General features: G+C 39.5%; 16 protein-coding genes and 1 rRNA gene. 16 read left to right on the top strand and 1 reads right to left on the bottom strand.

From position 1 onward, the window contains the following. From rrf to rsmI, 11 genes are all read left to right on the top strand, one after another. Nucleotides 1-95: ribosomal RNA gene (gene rrf / locus FBF83_RS19665) — 5S ribosomal RNA — on the top strand; the annotation flags it as partial. Between the two features lie 340 nt (nucleotides 96-435). Continuing rightward, on the top strand, nucleotides 436-633 hold the full coding sequence (locus FBF83_RS19670) for a sigma factor G inhibitor Gin (RefSeq protein WP_169525648.1): 198 nt from the start codon (nucleotides 436-438) through the stop codon (nucleotides 631-633). 170 nt (nucleotides 634-803) lie between these two features. Then, nucleotides 804-2252 (top strand): aminotransferase class I/II-fold pyridoxal phosphate-dependent enzyme, encoded by a 1449-nt coding sequence (locus FBF83_RS19675; RefSeq protein ID WP_136948802.1) that lies wholly within the window; start codon nucleotides 804-806, stop codon nucleotides 2250-2252. A 4-nt stretch (nucleotides 2253-2256) separates the two neighbouring features. After that, complete coding sequence (gene tmk, locus FBF83_RS19680; protein ID WP_136948803.1) at nucleotides 2257-2895, top strand: dTMP kinase; 639 nt, start codon at nucleotides 2257-2259, stop codon at nucleotides 2893-2895. A 38-nt stretch (nucleotides 2896-2933) separates the two neighbouring features. Then, nucleotides 2934-3263, top strand: coding sequence for a cyclic-di-AMP receptor (locus tag FBF83_RS19685; protein WP_048313368.1), 330 nt, complete (start codon nucleotides 2934-2936; stop codon nucleotides 3261-3263). A gap of 26 nt (nucleotides 3264-3289) precedes the next feature. After that, entirely contained in the window at nucleotides 3290-4276 is a 987-nt protein-coding gene (gene holB, locus FBF83_RS19690) for a DNA polymerase III subunit delta' (protein ID WP_136948804.1), read from the top strand. A gap of 4 nt (nucleotides 4277-4280) precedes the next feature. Further along, on the top strand, nucleotides 4281-5108 hold the full coding sequence (locus FBF83_RS19695; RefSeq protein WP_136948805.1) for a PSP1 domain-containing protein: 828 nt from the start codon (nucleotides 4281-4283) through the stop codon (nucleotides 5106-5108). Nucleotides 5109-5124: 16 nt separating this feature from the next. Further along, complete coding sequence (gene yabA, locus FBF83_RS19700) at nucleotides 5125-5463, top strand: DNA replication initiation control protein YabA (RefSeq protein WP_136948806.1); 339 nt, start codon at nucleotides 5125-5127, stop codon at nucleotides 5461-5463. A gap of 91 nt (nucleotides 5464-5554) precedes the next feature. Beyond that, entirely contained in the window at nucleotides 5555-6292 is a 738-nt protein-coding gene (locus FBF83_RS19705; protein ID WP_136948807.1) for a tRNA1(Val) (adenine(37)-N6)-methyltransferase, read from the top strand. Then, complete coding sequence (locus FBF83_RS19710; protein ID WP_136948808.1) at nucleotides 6279-6581, top strand: GIY-YIG nuclease family protein; 303 nt, start codon at nucleotides 6279-6281, stop codon at nucleotides 6579-6581. Before FBF83_RS19705 ends, FBF83_RS19710 begins: the two co-directional genes overlap by 14 nt. Then, complete coding sequence (rsmI, locus tag FBF83_RS19715) at nucleotides 6541-7410, top strand: 16S rRNA (cytidine(1402)-2'-O)-methyltransferase (protein WP_136948809.1); 870 nt, start codon at nucleotides 6541-6543, stop codon at nucleotides 7408-7410. The genes FBF83_RS19710 and rsmI overlap by 41 nt, the downstream gene beginning before the upstream one ends. Nucleotides 7411-7490: 80 nt before the next feature. Here rsmI and FBF83_RS19720 read toward each other — a convergent pair whose 3' ends face one another. Next, entirely contained in the window at nucleotides 7491-7769 is a 279-nt protein-coding gene (locus tag FBF83_RS19720; protein WP_136948810.1) for an AbrB/MazE/SpoVT family DNA-binding domain-containing protein, read from the bottom strand. A gap of 533 nt (nucleotides 7770-8302) precedes the next feature. On the opposite strand from FBF83_RS19720, the gene metG reads away from it, so the two are divergent. The 5 genes from metG to rsmA all read left to right on the top strand — a co-directional run bounded on the left by metG (nucleotide 8303) and on the right by rsmA (nucleotide 14290). Continuing rightward, complete coding sequence (metG, locus tag FBF83_RS19725) at nucleotides 8303-10243, top strand: methionine--tRNA ligase (RefSeq protein WP_136948811.1); 1941 nt, start codon at nucleotides 8303-8305, stop codon at nucleotides 10241-10243. Nucleotides 10244-10523: 280 nt separating this feature from the next. Beyond that, nucleotides 10524-11294, top strand: a complete 771-nt coding sequence (locus tag FBF83_RS19730; RefSeq protein WP_136948812.1) for a TatD family hydrolase — start codon at nucleotides 10524-10526, stop codon at nucleotides 11292-11294. Between the two features lie 151 nt (nucleotides 11295-11445). Further along, complete coding sequence (locus FBF83_RS19735) at nucleotides 11446-12708, top strand: G5 and 3D domain-containing protein (protein WP_240688158.1); 1263 nt, start codon at nucleotides 11446-11448, stop codon at nucleotides 12706-12708. Between the two features lie 146 nt (nucleotides 12709-12854). Next, nucleotides 12855-13412, top strand: a complete 558-nt coding sequence (rnmV, locus tag FBF83_RS19740) for a ribonuclease M5 (RefSeq protein WP_136948813.1) — start codon at nucleotides 12855-12857, stop codon at nucleotides 13410-13412. After that, nucleotides 13409-14290 carry a 16S rRNA (adenine(1518)-N(6)/adenine(1519)-N(6))-dimethyltransferase RsmA gene (gene rsmA, locus FBF83_RS19745; RefSeq protein WP_136948814.1) on the top strand — a complete coding sequence of 294 codons (882 nt, stop codon included), beginning with the start codon at nucleotides 13409-13411 and terminating at the stop codon, nucleotides 14288-14290. The genes rnmV and rsmA overlap by 4 nt, the downstream gene beginning before the upstream one ends. Nucleotides 14291-14362 lie beyond the last annotated feature (72 nt).

The raw sequence follows: 14362 nt of genomic DNA on the forward strand, positions 1-14362 counted from the left end.
TCACACCCGTTCCCATGCCGAACACGGAAGTTAAGCTCTTCAGCGCCGATGGTAGTTGGGGGATCTCCCCCTGCAAGAGTAGGACGTCGCTGGGCAATTAAGGAAGTCAGAGATCAAATGGTCTCTGGCTTTTTTTGTATGGTTTTAACTAACTGCTTTTAGCTAACCTATACAGCTTTCACCTAGAATCGCGGATATATCTCTATTTTCGCGGATATATCCAAAATATCGCTGAAACACATTTCAAAACATATGAATGTCCTCTCCAGTTCCAACAATATGCCAGTGAAATTTTACTTTCTTTTGTAAATGACAGACACGGGATAAGTTAGAGCAACATAGGCTTAAAAAGAAGTAAGAAATTATCTTAAAAGTTAGGTTACTAGTATAGATCCACCATAATTGGGCAAAGCTTTTATCATGGAGGTGGGGACAATGGAGAATGCGATCCAACATAACGCAGGTGAATGTTGCCTCGTTTGTGAAGAAACCAGCTTAGTAGGTATTCATATATGTGGGCGGCTTATTTGTCACGACTGTGAGCGTAAGGTTGTTGAAACAGATACGAGTCATGAGAATTATCAATACTACTTAGAGAAACTACGGAAACTCAGATTAAGTCGATTAGCATAAGCAGATAGCTGTAATTTGGAGCTATCTGCATTTTTTTGTTATTCCGAAAGCGCACTATTTAATTGAATTGGAAACATCATCAAAAGGGTAGTCCTGTACTTCTATCGCCTTGCAGATAATGATAGAATACTAATATAAGGTATAGATTTTGATTAGGAGATAGAGCGTGAATGAAGCACCATATAGAAAGAGCGCCACTTTTTGAAGCATTAACAAAATGGAAAGACAAAAAGCCTGTTTCTTTTCATGTACCAGGACATAAAAATGGGACTGTGTTTTCGAAATATTGGAATGCAGATCAGTTGTATCGTAGTTTGTTATCGATCGATGCAACAGAGCTAACTGGTCTTGATGATTTACATGCAGCAGATGGTCCTATTCGTGAAGCTGAGCACCTTACGGCTGATCTTTATGGTAGTATTGATAGCCGCTTTCTAGTAGGAGGTTCAACTGCAGGTAATCTCGCGATGCTAATGGCAGTTTGCACTGAAGGTGATCTTGTCTTTGTTCAAAAAAACTGTCATAAATCTGTTTTGAATGGAATTCGCCTATCAAAAGCACGTCCAATCTTTCTTTCTCCAGTAGTAGATTCTGAAAGTCAGGTGGCAACTGGATTAACGATAGAATCTTTAAAAAAGGCGATTGCTAGGTATCCAAGTGTAAAAGCACTTGTGCTGACAAACCCTAATTATTACGGCATGACAATAGATCTTAAACCAATTATCTCATATGCCCATGAGCACGGAGTTGCTGTTCTCGTTGATGAAGCGCACGGTGCTCATTATGCAAGGGAACCTTTCTTTCCTAGAAGTGCTGTACATTATGGTGCAGATCTGGTCGTGCAGTCTGCACACAAAACGCTTCCTGCTATGACGATGGGATCGTATTTGCATATTGGTCATGAATGCTATCGGAATGCTATTAATGACTACCTAGAAATATTTCAGTCAAGCAGTCCATCCTATCCAATTATGGGATCATTAGATTTAGCGAGACACTACCTGTCGTCTCTATCAGATGAGCAGTTAGAAAATCTTCTAAGAGAAATAAATAAATTTAGACAACAGTTGAAGGAACTATCAGGGATTACTGTTATCGGAAAGAACGGTATAGCATATGACCGATTAGATCCTTTGAAAATTACAGTGCAAGTAAGAGGTATCTCAGGTTATGAGTTAGCAGCCCAGCTTGAAGAAGAAGAGATTTTCGTTGAGTTAGCTGATCCATTAAATGTTCTCCTTGTTTGTCCACTTGCTTATCTACCCGATCACTTCGAAAAAACAAGGAATGCATTTGAACAAATTTCTAGTAGGATTGACCCTACTATTACCGATATGACACTTCAACCAGTTACTTGGATGGAAGAAGATATGACGTTTCCTGCTTATTCCTTTAAAGAGTTGGATACGATGAATAAAAAAGAAATTGATTTTGAAAAAGCAGCTGGAGCTATTGCAGCTAGAGCTATTATTCCATATCCCCCCGGAATTCCTATTGTTATGCCAGGAGAAAGAATAAGCGTTGGGAAAATTCGCATGCTAGCAACTGTTATAAAAGGCGGAGGGCATGTTCAGGGGTTTAAGGAAAATATGATTGAGATTGCTATAGAAGAGGAGTAGGGCATTGAGAGGTTTATTTATTACATTTGAAGGACCTGATGGTGCAGGTAAATCGACACAGGTTCAGAAACTTTCAAATTACTTAACTGAGGAAGGGATTCCTTTTATTCATACAAGAGAGCCAGGTGGCACGGCTATAAGCGATCAAATTCGTTCGTTAATTCTTAATCCTGTCCACAAAGAAATGGTTGATGAGACAGAAGTGCTTTTATATGCAGCTTCAAGATCTCAGCATGTGAAAGAGAAGATTGTTCCTGCACTTGAGCAAGGCTACGTTGTTCTTTGCGACCGCTTTGTTGATGCATCAATTGCTTATCAGGGTGTTGGACTTGAACTAGATGTCGAGACGATTAAATTAATTAATGAATTTGCGACGGGTGGTCTAACACCTGACCGTAGCTATATGATTGATCTTCCTGTTTCAGTTGGAAGAGAAAGAATGGCTGCTAGAAATCAATTGGACCGTATTGAACAAAAAGGAACAGAGTATCATGAGACGGTACGAGGTGCATTCCTAAACTTGTACGAAGAACATAAAGAACGAATCACACTTATAAACGGTGAGAATAATGTTGAGGAGATTTTTCGTGCTATAAAAAAGGATTTTACGTCTCTGTGGGATAACTATTGTAAGAACAACTAATTAACGGGTGAATGCTTGCTGCCCCGGGAGGGATAAATATGAAACTAGTTATGGCTGTTGTTCAGGATAAGGATAGCAACCGATTATCCAATGCCCTGGTGGATCATAATTTTCAGGCAACCAAGCTTGCTACCACCGGTGGATTTTTACGTGCAGGAAATACAACTTTTTTGGTTGGTACTGAGGATCATCGCGTGCAGAAGCTTCTCGATATTATTAAAGATAATTGTCAAAGTAGAGAACAAATGGTAGCGCCGGTCTCACCTATGGGTGGCAATGCGGACTCTTATGTTCCATATCCGGTTGAAGTTTCAGTTGGAGGGGCGACAGTATTTGTACTTCCAGTAGAAGCATTCCACCATTTCTAAAATGTGCGGTAGGATGAGTGATAGTTATGATAGATTGGAACGAATTAAAAGAACGGCAGCCAACCGTTGTCCGAATGATTATGAACAGCTTTCATAAAGATCGTCTTTCTCATGCGTATTTATTTGATGGAGGCGCCGGTACAGGTAAAAAGGATGTTGCTGTCCACATGGCAAAAACCTATTTTTGTCAGCAGCGTACTAGTATTGAACCCTGTCAGGATTGTAAGGATTGCAGGCGTATCGATTCAGGGAACCATCCTGACCTTCATTTAATTGAGCCAGATGGACAGTCGATAAAAATTGATCAAATACGGAAGCTGCAGAAAGAATTTTCTTATTTAGGAGTAGAATCTCGTAAGAAAGTTTATATATTGAATCATTCAGATCGCATGACGACCCAGGCAGCCAATAGTTTGCTTAAGTTTCTTGAAGAGCCTGGTCAGATGACGATGGCCATTCTATTAACTGAACAAAAACAGCATATTCTAACAACCATTTATTCTAGATGTCAGGTGATTACATTTCGTCCTCTCTCAACAAATGGTGTTGAAGAAGCTCTTGTGAACGAAGGTGTGCCTCCACAACTTGCAAAAACAGCTTCACAATTAACGAATGATCAGCGCGCTGCGAAGGAATTAGCGCTTGATGAGTGGTTTGCACAGGCGAGAGCGATAGTGATACAATTGACTGAAGAGTTGAAGGAAAGACCTCATCAGGTTTTCCTAACGATCCATGACAAATGGCTAGCACATTTTAAGGATAAAACGCAGCAAGATATGGGCCTTAATCTTATGCTTTTCTGGTATAAGGATATAATGAAAATACAACTGCAGGATAATCGCATTGTCTATGCAGATCAGAAGGATAAGCTCGAACGTTATGCCCTTCAATTCGGAAGAAAGAAGATAAGCGAGCATATGATGGCGATACTCGATGCCAAAAGACGTCTGAGCGCCAATACAAACCCTCAGTTTGTGATGGAACAGTTAGTGCTCAGGTTACGGGAGGGATAAGTTTGTGTATGAAGTAGTCGGTGTTCGCTTTAAGAAAGCGGGTAAGATCTATTACTTTGATCCGAGTAGCCTCCAGGTATCCGACAAAGAATATGTCATAGTGGAGACTGCAAGAGGGGTTGAATTCGGTAAAGTCGTTTTAGCCAACAAGCAGGTTGATGAAGAGGATGTTGTACTCCCTCTCAAAAAGGTAATCCGTATAGCTGATGAAAAAGATCGACTAGCGGTTGAAGATAATAAACATGCAGCTCAAGAAGCTTTTGATGTGTGTGTTGCTAAAATTGAAGAGTACAAGCTTGATATGAAGCTTGTTGATGTTGAATATACATTTGACCGCAATAAAATTATTTTCTATTTTACGGCAGATGGAAGAGTCGATTTTCGCGAGCTTGTTAAGGGACTCGCATCGATCTTTAGAACAAGAATTGAATTACGCCAAATTGGCGTAAGAGATGAAGCGAAGATGCTCGGTGGGATTGGTCCGTGTGGCAGAATGCTTTGCTGCTCAACATGGCTTGGGGACTTTGAGCCTGTTTCGATTAAAATGGCGAAAGATCAAAACCTTTCCTTAAATCCTGCCAAAATTTCTGGACTATGCGGCAGACTAATGTGCTGTTTGAAGTATGAAAACGATGCGTATGAATCCGGTAAGAAAGAACTTCCTGATGTTGGGAAGACGATTAATACAGGTCAGGGCAAAGGAAAAGTTGTCGGGTTGAATATTCTTGAACGTCTTGTCCAAGTGGAGTTATTCGAACTTAACCGCGTAACAGAATATACGCTTGATGAATTGATTCAAGACGGCGCATTATCTACGCAAGCCACAGATTGATTGAGGTGGAACGGAAGTGGAGAAAAAAGAAGTTTTTTCACGTGTAAGCTCAATGGAAGAACAGATTGGTGACTTATACAAACAATTAGGCGAACTTAAAGAACATCTTGCAGGACTTCTGGAAGAAAATCACCATCTCGAAATTGAGAATCACCACTTGCGAGAGAGGTTGGAACAAACTTCTGAGCCAAAGCCCACTGGCAGAAAGAAGCGAGGGAAGCCAGAAGTTGGAGAGGGCTATGATAATCTTGCCCGTCTGTATCAAGAAGGCTTCCATATTTGCAATCTACACTATGGAAGTATCCGAACAGAAGGAGATTGTTTGTTCTGTCTGTCGTTCTTAAATAAAAAATAGTGATCTGGTCTTTCCAAATCTGGAAAGACCTTTTTTACACTTATAGATCTATGATGAAATAGAAGTAGACTAAAGATAGGAGAACGCCATCATGCAACTAAACGATGATGAACGTATCGATTACGTCATTGAAGATGAGTTACAAATCATTCAGAGCCCTACTGTCTTTTCATTTTCTCTCGATGCTCTTCTACTTGCCAAGTTTTCTTGGGTACCAATAAAACGTGGTAAAATCATTGATCTCTGTACTGGTAATGGTATTATTCCCTTACTTTTATCAAGACAAAGTGAGATTTCAATTGAAGGTGTTGAGATTCAGGAAAGACTATATGATATGGGAACTCGCAGTGTCGCGTTAAACAAGCTCGATGATCAAATCACACTTCACCATGCCGATCTTCGTGATCTGCCTGTAGAGTTGAAACGTGAGTCCTATGATGCTGTTACATGTAACCCTCCATATTTTAAGAGTAAGCGTAATGAACAACGCAATCTAAATGAACATTTAACGATCGCACGACATGAGGTTATGTGCACGCTTGAGGACGTCATTCGTTCATGTAGCAGTCTTGCAAAACAGGGAGGAAAAGTGTCTCTTGTTCACCGTCCTGAAAGATTGCTTGATATCATGACGTTAATGAGGAAGTATCGAATCGAACCAAAGCGAATGCAACTTGTTTACCCAAAGGCGGGTAAGGAAGCGAACACACTATTAATTGAAGGAATAAAAGATGGAAAGCCAGATCTTAAAGTGTTACCTCCATTCACTGTTTATAATGGAGATAATACGTATACAGAGGAAATGAGAGCAGTTTATGAAGAGCTCTAACCATATTGTTTATATTTTGGAGTGTCGAGACGGTACTTATTACACGGGCTATACCACGGATTTACCGCATCGAATGGAACAACATGAATGTGGCAAAGGGGCAAAGTATACAAGAGGAAGGGCACCGTTATCACTTGTTTATCAAGCAGTATTTGAGACGAAACGTGAAGCAATGCAAGAGGAATACCGCATTAAACAATTAACTCGCGCTCAGAAAGAAAAGATCATTACAGAAGAGGTGCAAATTAATGAGGAGTCAGCAGAGTTACAAAGACAGCGAAACCGGTAAACTCTACCTTGTGCCAACGCCAATTGGCAATTTAAATGACATGACATTTCGGGCGATCCAAACCTTGAAAGATGTTGATTTGATCGCTGCAGAGGATACAAGACAATCGAAGAAACTAACCAATCACTTTGAAATAGAAACAAGGTTAACGAGTTATCATGAACACAATAAGGAAGGAAGCGGTCTGAAATTACTTGATCGTTTACGTGAAGGACAGAACATTGCTCTTATCAGTGATGCAGGAATGCCTGCTATTTCAGATCCAGGTTATGAACTTGTTTCAGCATGTGTAGAAGAAAACATCCCGGTTATTCCGTTACCAGGCGCTAATGCAGCTATTACTGCTCTCATTGCATCGGGCTTACCTACTCAACATTTCTATTACTATGGTTTTCTTCCAAGACAGAAAAAAGAGCGGAAGAATGAATTGAATCAACTTAAAAGCATTCCTTCACCCGTTCTGTTTTACGAAGCACCACATCGTTTAAAAGAAATGCTTAAGGCGATTCTTGAGGTACTTGGAAATAGAGAAATTATTATAGCAAGAGAATTAACTAAGAAGTATGAAGAGTTTATTAGAGGTAGTGCTGAAGAAGTGCTAGAATGGTGCGAAAAGAATGAAATACGTGGTGAATTCTGTGTCATTGTTGATGGGGGCACAGATGAACCTATTCAGGAAGAACAATGGTGGGAGAATTTATCGTTACAAGCGCATGTCGAACACTATGTTAATGAAGGAATGAAAAGCAAAGAAGCCATTAAGCAAGTATCAACTGAGCGAGAACTACCGAAAAGAGATGTCTATCAAGCTTATCATGTCGAATCATAAGTAGTGAGATTAGCATAACCAAAACAGTACACAAGAAAAGCTCCTGCCAAGATTGGCAGGAGCTTTTTTGGGGGATAATGTTATTTTGCTAGAGCTTTTTGAATTTCTTCCAATACTTGCTCTGCACCTTCACGGCTAAGGATTAGCTTTCCATTACCGATTGCAAGGTTGTCGTCAGATACTTCTCCAGTTACCTGGCAAGTCATGTTAGGCTTGTACTTCTTTAGAATGATACGCTCATCATCAACGTAAATTTCTAGAGCATCTTTTTCTGCAATACCAAGCGTACGACGAAGTTCAATCGGAATAACAACGCGGCCAAGCTCATCAACTTTACGTACAATTCCAGTAGATTTCATTTTTAAATCTCCCCTATTCCCATTTTTTTATTAATACGTCAAGATTCGACAAATTTCTCTATTTATGTTCTATATAATACCAGTGTTTCCCATTAGCGTCAATGCTTTTAATAGGGTAAATATTTCCTACACAACAGGAGTCTGTCCGCTTTTCAAGACGTTATAAAGACTGTCGATCTCATTAATCTAAATGATAATTCGACAATTTTCTTGTATAACCTTCGACATGTATTGTAAATTTTTGTAGGTATGGTTATACAAATTTGACATCCTTGCAATTCTTCCTTAAATTAGGTATATTTTGATGAAGAAGATTTAGTAATAGGACGAACAGAAATAGTATACACAGCGATAATTGTTAGCCTTATCGCGGTTTGTAGCTGAGAGTTGCTAGCGCTCTCGTCCTAAAGGGCGGGAGTTTTTTATTCTCACAAATGTAGGATTCATTATATGATCTAGCAGATGGGACAAAACAAGCCAATATCAGTTTCGAAGTTCCGATTTATAACCGTATTAATCAAGGAGGAAGTATCATGGGTGACAAGACATTTTATATTACGACACCAATTTATTATCCGAGTGGAAAGTTACATATCGGTCATGCCTACACAACCGTTGCCGGGGATGCAATGGCAAGATACAAACGACTAAGAGGCTTTGAAGTACAATATTTAACTGGAACTGACGAGCACGGTCAAAAAATTCAAAAGAAAGCACAAGAACAGGGTGTTACACCTCAAAAGTACGTAGATGATATTGTAGCAGGTATTAAAGATCTATGGGATAAACTGGATATCAGTTATGATGATTTTATTCGTACGACAGAGAAACGACATGAAGATATTGTCGAAACGATTTTCCAGAAGATGTATGACAAAGGTGATATCTATCTGGACCAATATGAAGGTTGGTATTGTACCCAGTGTGAAGCTTTCTTTACTGAACGTCAGCTTGACGATGACAAATGCCCGGATTGCGGAAGAGAAGTCGAGAAGGTTAAAGAAGAATCTTACTTCTTTAAGATGGGTAAATACTCAGATCGTCTTCTTAAGTTCTATGAAGATAACCCTGAGTTCATCCAACCTGAATCTCGCAAAAATGAAATGGTTAATAACTTCATTAAGCCTGGCCTTGAAGATCTTGCTGTTTCAAGAACATCATTTGATTGGGGCGTAAAAGTTCCAGGAGATCCAAAGCACGTGATTTACGTGTGGATTGATGCACTTTCTAATTACATCACCTCCCTTGGGTATGGAACTGAGAACGATGAGTTGTACAATAAATTCTGGCCAGCAGATGTTCATCTTGTTGGTAAAGAAATTGTGCGTTTCCACACGATCTATTGGCCGATTATGTTAATGTCACTTGACTTGCCTTTACCAAAGAAAGTCTTTGCTCACGGCTGGTTGCTTATGAAAGACGGTAAAATGTCTAAATCCAAAGGTAATGTGGTCGACCCGGTTACATTAATTGATCGCTATGGCTTAGATGCCCTCCGTTACTATTTGCTACGTGAGGTACCATTCGGTTCAGATGGTGTGTTCACACCAGAAAGCTTTGTAGAACGGATTAACCATGACCTGGCAAACGATCTAGGTAACCTCCTGAATCGTACGGTAGCAATGATCGATAAATATTTCGACGGAGAAGTTCCGGTTTACAATGGTTCCGTAACAGAGTTTGATGGTAACCTTGTAGAAATGGTGAATTCAACTATTAGTAAAGTAGAACAATCCCTTGAAAATATGGAGTTCTCAGTGGCTCTAGCTTCTATCTGGCAGCTGATTAGCCGTACTAACAAGTACATTGATGAGACAACCCCATGGATTCTAGCGAAGGATGAAGCCAACAAAGAACAACTTGGTGCGGTAATGGTGCACCTTGCTGAATCATTGAGACAGGTTGGTATTCTGTTGCAGCCATTCTTAACGCAGACTCCTAAGAAAATATGGTCACAATTGGGTGTTGAACAAGGAGAGCTCACAAGCTGGGAGTCCCTAGGTTTCCGAAAAGGATTTGGCGGAACAAAAGTTCAGAAAGATGCACCTTTATTCCCACGTCTTGAGCGTGATGAAGAAGTAGCTTACATTGTTGAACAAATGGGCGGTAATGTGGTGCCAGAAGCACCCGCTATTGAGAAGCCTGATCTAGAAGAAATCACAATTGATGATTTCACAAAGGTTGACTTGCGAGTTGCTCAAGTACTTGAAGTTGAACCAGTTAAAAAGGCAAATAAACTACTGAAGTTAAAACTTGACCTTGGTTATGAAACAAGACAGGTTGTTTCTGGTATAGCGAAACACTATAAACCTGAAGAACTTATTGGAAAAAAAGTTGTCTGTGTATCTAATCTTAAGCCAGTGAAGCTAAGAGGAGAACTATCAGAAGGCATGATTCTAGCAGGTGAACATGACGGTGAACTGAAATTGTCGACTATTGCTGAAAGCTTGCCAAACGGAACGCAAATTAAATAACTTAATCTATGACTCGGTTTTTTAAAGACCGGGTCTTTTTTACTTTTATATTCACAATATCTTCCTACACTTTATTTCTCCGTTTATGACTAAACTTCCTTTCTTTCGGGATAAAATAATCACTGAAAAGTAATAAAAACTAGTAATTATACTGAATATTCTAACTTCTTTTGTGGACATTGTAAAGAAAATGTAATTGAAATGAAACTGTTTAGACTTAGTAAAAAACTAGGACATTTGGTACACTAGCATCGTACTAGACCGGATAAGGAGTTTTGACATGTTATTCGACACACACACACATTTGAATGTTGAACAATTTTCCGAAGATCAAAAAGAAGTGATTGAGCGTGCCCAAGCAGCTGGAGTAAGTAAGATGGTTGTGGTTGGATTTGATCGAGAAACAATTGTACAGGCTATGGCATTAGTAGAAGAATACGATTTTCTATATGCTGCGGTAGGCTGGCATCCTGTTGACGCTATTGACATGAAAGAAGAAGATTTAGAGTGGATTGAGCAACTGGCTGATCATCCTAAGGTAGTAGCAATAGGCGAGATGGGACTTGATTATCACTGGGACAAATCACCTCATGACATACAAAAAGATGTTTTCCGTAAGCAAATACAGCTTGCAAAGAAAGTGAAATTACCAATCATCATACATAATCGTGAAGCGACGCGGGATGTCATTGATGTATTAAAAGAAGAAAATGCTGCAGAAGTTGGCGGCATCATGCACTGTTTCGCAGGATCTGTAGAGGAAGCTAATGAGTGTCTTGAAATGAATTTCTACATATCACTTGGTGGACCAGTGACATTCAAGAATGCTAAGTTGCCGAAGGAAGTAGCGAAAGAAATACCGATTGATCGTTTGCTAATTGAAACGGATTGTCCATTTCTAGCACCACATCCTAACCGCGGAAAACGAAATGAACCATCGTACGTGAAGCTTGTCGCTGAACAAATTGCGGATTTGAAAGAAATGGATTATGAAGAATTAGCTGAAAGAACGTATGAGAATGCCATGAAACTATTTGGTATTAGTCGTTAATCAAAATGACTGTTGTAGTTGAAAAGAAATAATCGCTTTTTGCTAAGTTTCCCCTATTGAAAGCAAGGATGTTAAATCTACTAATCTTGTACACAAGGGTGTAAGTCAGAAGCTTTTCTTTAAGAAACACAGTCGGTTCAGGGAGGAATCTATGACAATGAAATTGAACATGAACAACTTTGCCCGCTTAAAAAACGCAAAGAACGTATTCATGGTTTTACTAAGTGTAATTGTATTGGGTTTAGTCTCCGGCTTTATCGTGTTTGAAACTACTAAAGCTTCTGTCACGCTTGTTCTTGATGGGGAAAAGAAGCCTGTAGAAACACATGCTGATACAGTCGAAGAATTATTAGAGGATGAACAGATCGACCCAGCGTCACATGATTATTTAAGCCATGAATTAGCAACCGAGCTAAATCCAGGTGATGTGATTGAGTGGAAACCAGCTGTACAAGTAACATTGACTATAAACGGTGAGAACAAAAAAGTATGGTCAACTAGAGACACAGTAAATGAACTACTAGAAGATGAGAACGTTGAAGTGAGTGAGCATGATCAATTATCTGCTTCACTAAATGATCAACTTAAAGAAGACATGAACATTACCGTAGACGAAGCATTTCAAGTTGCGGTAAATGATGGTGGGAAACAAACGAATGTTTGGACAACTTCGACTACGGTCGCTGGCTTTTTAGAACAGCAGAACATACAACTTGGAGAGCTTGATCGCGTAGAACCCGAAAAGGATAATGATGTTAAAGAGAATTCGGAAATCAAAGTGATTAGAGTGGAAAAGGTCACCGATGTAGTGGAAGAATCGATCGATTATGCGACGGTAACAAGAAAAGATAGTGCACTGCAAAAGGGCAAAGAAAAAGTTCTTGAGGCAGGCAGTGAAGGTAAACAGGAAAAGCATTATGAAGTTGTACTTGAGAATGGTAAAGAAGTATCAAGAGAACTAAAGAAAACAGAGGTCGTAAAGGAAAGTAGTGATCGTATTGTTTCTGTAGGTACACAGGTCATCACACAAGCTGCTATGAAAACTAGCAGTAAAGCCCCTACAAAAACGAAAAAATCTACTGCCTCTAAATCGAGTTCAGCACCTAAAAGTAAGGCTACTAATGGTAGAGTTCTAAATGTATCTACAACAGCCTATACAGCTAACTGCACGGGATGCTCAGGCATCACCTCTACAGGATTTAACTTAAAGTCAAACCCGAATGCCAAGGTCATTGCAGTTGATCCTAGTGTTATTCCTCTTGGAAGCAAAGTCCATGTAGAAGGCTATGGTACTGCGATTGCAGCTGATACTGGGGGAGCAATCAAAGGAAATAAAATTGATGTGTTTTTCTCTTCTAAATCAGCAGCATATGCATGGGGTAATAAGACCGTCAAAATTACAATTCTCAACTAAAGAGAAAGATATGATATGCTAATAACACAGAGTGGACTCGTTCTGTGTTTTTTGTATGATAAAAAGCGACTAATGAGGAAAACTATAGAAATTCATGATGTACAGAAACGAAATGAGAAATGGTTTTGTAGTACGGAGGAAACTGAGTGAAAATCAAAGAAATAATAATAGTAGAAGGTAAGAATGATACTCTTGCTGTTAAGCGGGCCATTGATGCAGATACACTAGAGACAAACGGGTCAGAGATTAGTGAAGAAACACTTCAGAGAATTGAACTTGCATGGAAGAGAAGAGGCGTTATTGTCTTTACCGACCCAGATTATCCTGGTACTCGAATTAGACAAATCATTAGTGAACGCCTTCCTTCGTGTAAACATGCTTTTCTAAATAAAAAACATGCGATCTCTTCAAACGGTAAGAAGGTTGGCATTGAGCATGCATCGATAACTGACATTCGCGAAGCGATTCTATCGGTCAGAGAAGAAATTGAGACGCCAGAGATCTTAATTGAGTGGCAGGATCTTATTGCTGCTGGTCTTGTAGTTGGTGAACGTGCCAAAGCAAGAAGAAAGGCTCTTGGCGAACGCCTTCAAATGGGTTATATGAATGGGAAACAGCTCTATAAGCGCTTGCAAATGTTCCAGATTTCAAAAGATGAGTTTAACCGTGCATTAGAAGATGTGCTACAGGAGGAAGAGGAATGAACAAAGAAATATCAACACCTTTTAGAACAAAGGAAATATTAGCAAAGTATGGATTTACATTTAAGAAAAGCCTTGGTCAAAACTTTTTAATCGATTCGAATGTATTGACTAAAATTGTTGATCAGGCAGAGCTAACACCTGAATCAGGGGCAATTGAAATTGGACCTGGTATAGGAGCGTTAACAGAGAAGCTGGCAAAAAGATCAAAAAAGGTCGTTGCATTTGAAATTGATCAGCGCCTTATTCCGATTTTAGAAGATACTCTTTCTCCATACCCCCATGTGACAGTTCGCCATAGCGATGTTCTAGCTGCTGATGTTCATCAAGTTATTTCGGAGGAGTTTGAAGAGGGACAGGACCTTATGGTTGTGGCAAACCTTCCATACTATGTAACAACACCAATTCTGATGAAATTATTAGAAGAAAAATTACCAGTACGCGGAATTGTTGTTATGATTCAAAAGGAAGTTGCAGAACGCATTGCTGCGAAGCCAGGATCGAAAGAGTATGGTTCTTTATCACTTGCAGTTCAGTACCATGCTATAGCTAAAACGGCTCTTACGGTGCCAAGTACAGTATTTGTACCTAAGCCGAATGTGGACTCTGCTGTACTGCATTTAGAATTGCGTCAGGAGCCACCTGTCGACCTCCTGAGTGAGAATTATTTCTTCGAAGTTATTCGAGCAAGCTTTGGTCAGCGCAGAAAAACACTCTTAAACAATTTGCAGAATAACCTACTTGGGAAAGATAATAAACCAATGATCGAAGAAGTTTTAAATGAAACGGGTATAGAGGGTAGACGCCGTGGAGAAACGCTATCTATGGAAGAGTTTGCTGCATTAAGTAATGCCATCTACAAACGAAAAGATGAGAATTAAAACACCTTTAAAAGGTGTTTTTTTGTTGATTTACCCAAATTTTCAATCGATCACTCGCTCATACAATCTCTT

The organism is Guptibacillus hwajinpoensis (genome assembly GCF_005144865.1).
Lineage (GTDB): Bacteria > Bacillota > Bacilli > Bacillales > Guptibacillaceae > Guptibacillus > Guptibacillus hwajinpoensis_A.

What these genes read in the sequence shown, in the direction of transcription:
- FBF83_RS19675 (WP_136948802.1), top strand. Translation starts at nt 804, where the DNA reads ATGAAGCACCATATAGAAAGAGCGCCACTTTTTGAAGCATTAACAAAA.
- FBF83_RS19710 (WP_136948808.1), top strand. Translation starts at nt 6,279, where the DNA reads ATGAAGAGCTCTAACCATATTGTTTATATTTTGGAGTGTCGAGACGGT.
- metG (WP_136948811.1), top strand. Translation starts at nt 8,303, where the DNA reads ATGGGTGACAAGACATTTTATATTACGACACCAATTTATTATCCGAGT.
- FBF83_RS19730 (WP_136948812.1), top strand. Translation starts at nt 10,524, where the DNA reads ATGTTATTCGACACACACACACATTTGAATGTTGAACAATTTTCCGAA.
- holB (WP_136948804.1), top strand. Translation starts at nt 3,290, where the DNA reads ATGATAGATTGGAACGAATTAAAAGAACGGCAGCCAACCGTTGTCCGA.
- rsmA (WP_136948814.1), top strand. Translation starts at nt 13,409, where the DNA reads ATGAACAAAGAAATATCAACACCTTTTAGAACAAAGGAAATATTAGCA.
- FBF83_RS19735 (WP_240688158.1), top strand. Translation starts at nt 11,446, where the DNA reads ATGACAATGAAATTGAACATGAACAACTTTGCCCGCTTAAAAAACGCA.
- FBF83_RS19670 (WP_169525648.1), top strand. Translation starts at nt 436, where the DNA reads ATGGAGAATGCGATCCAACATAACGCAGGTGAATGTTGCCTCGTTTGT.
- rsmI (WP_136948809.1), top strand. Translation starts at nt 6,541, where the DNA reads ATGAGGAGTCAGCAGAGTTACAAAGACAGCGAAACCGGTAAACTCTAC.
- FBF83_RS19720 (WP_136948810.1), bottom strand. Translation starts at nt 7,769, where the DNA reads ATGAAATCTACTGGAATTGTACGTAAAGTTGATGAGCTTGGCCGCGTT.
- FBF83_RS19705 (WP_136948807.1), top strand. Translation starts at nt 5,555, where the DNA reads ATGCAACTAAACGATGATGAACGTATCGATTACGTCATTGAAGATGAG.
- FBF83_RS19685 (WP_048313368.1), top strand. Translation starts at nt 2,934, where the DNA reads ATGAAACTAGTTATGGCTGTTGTTCAGGATAAGGATAGCAACCGATTA.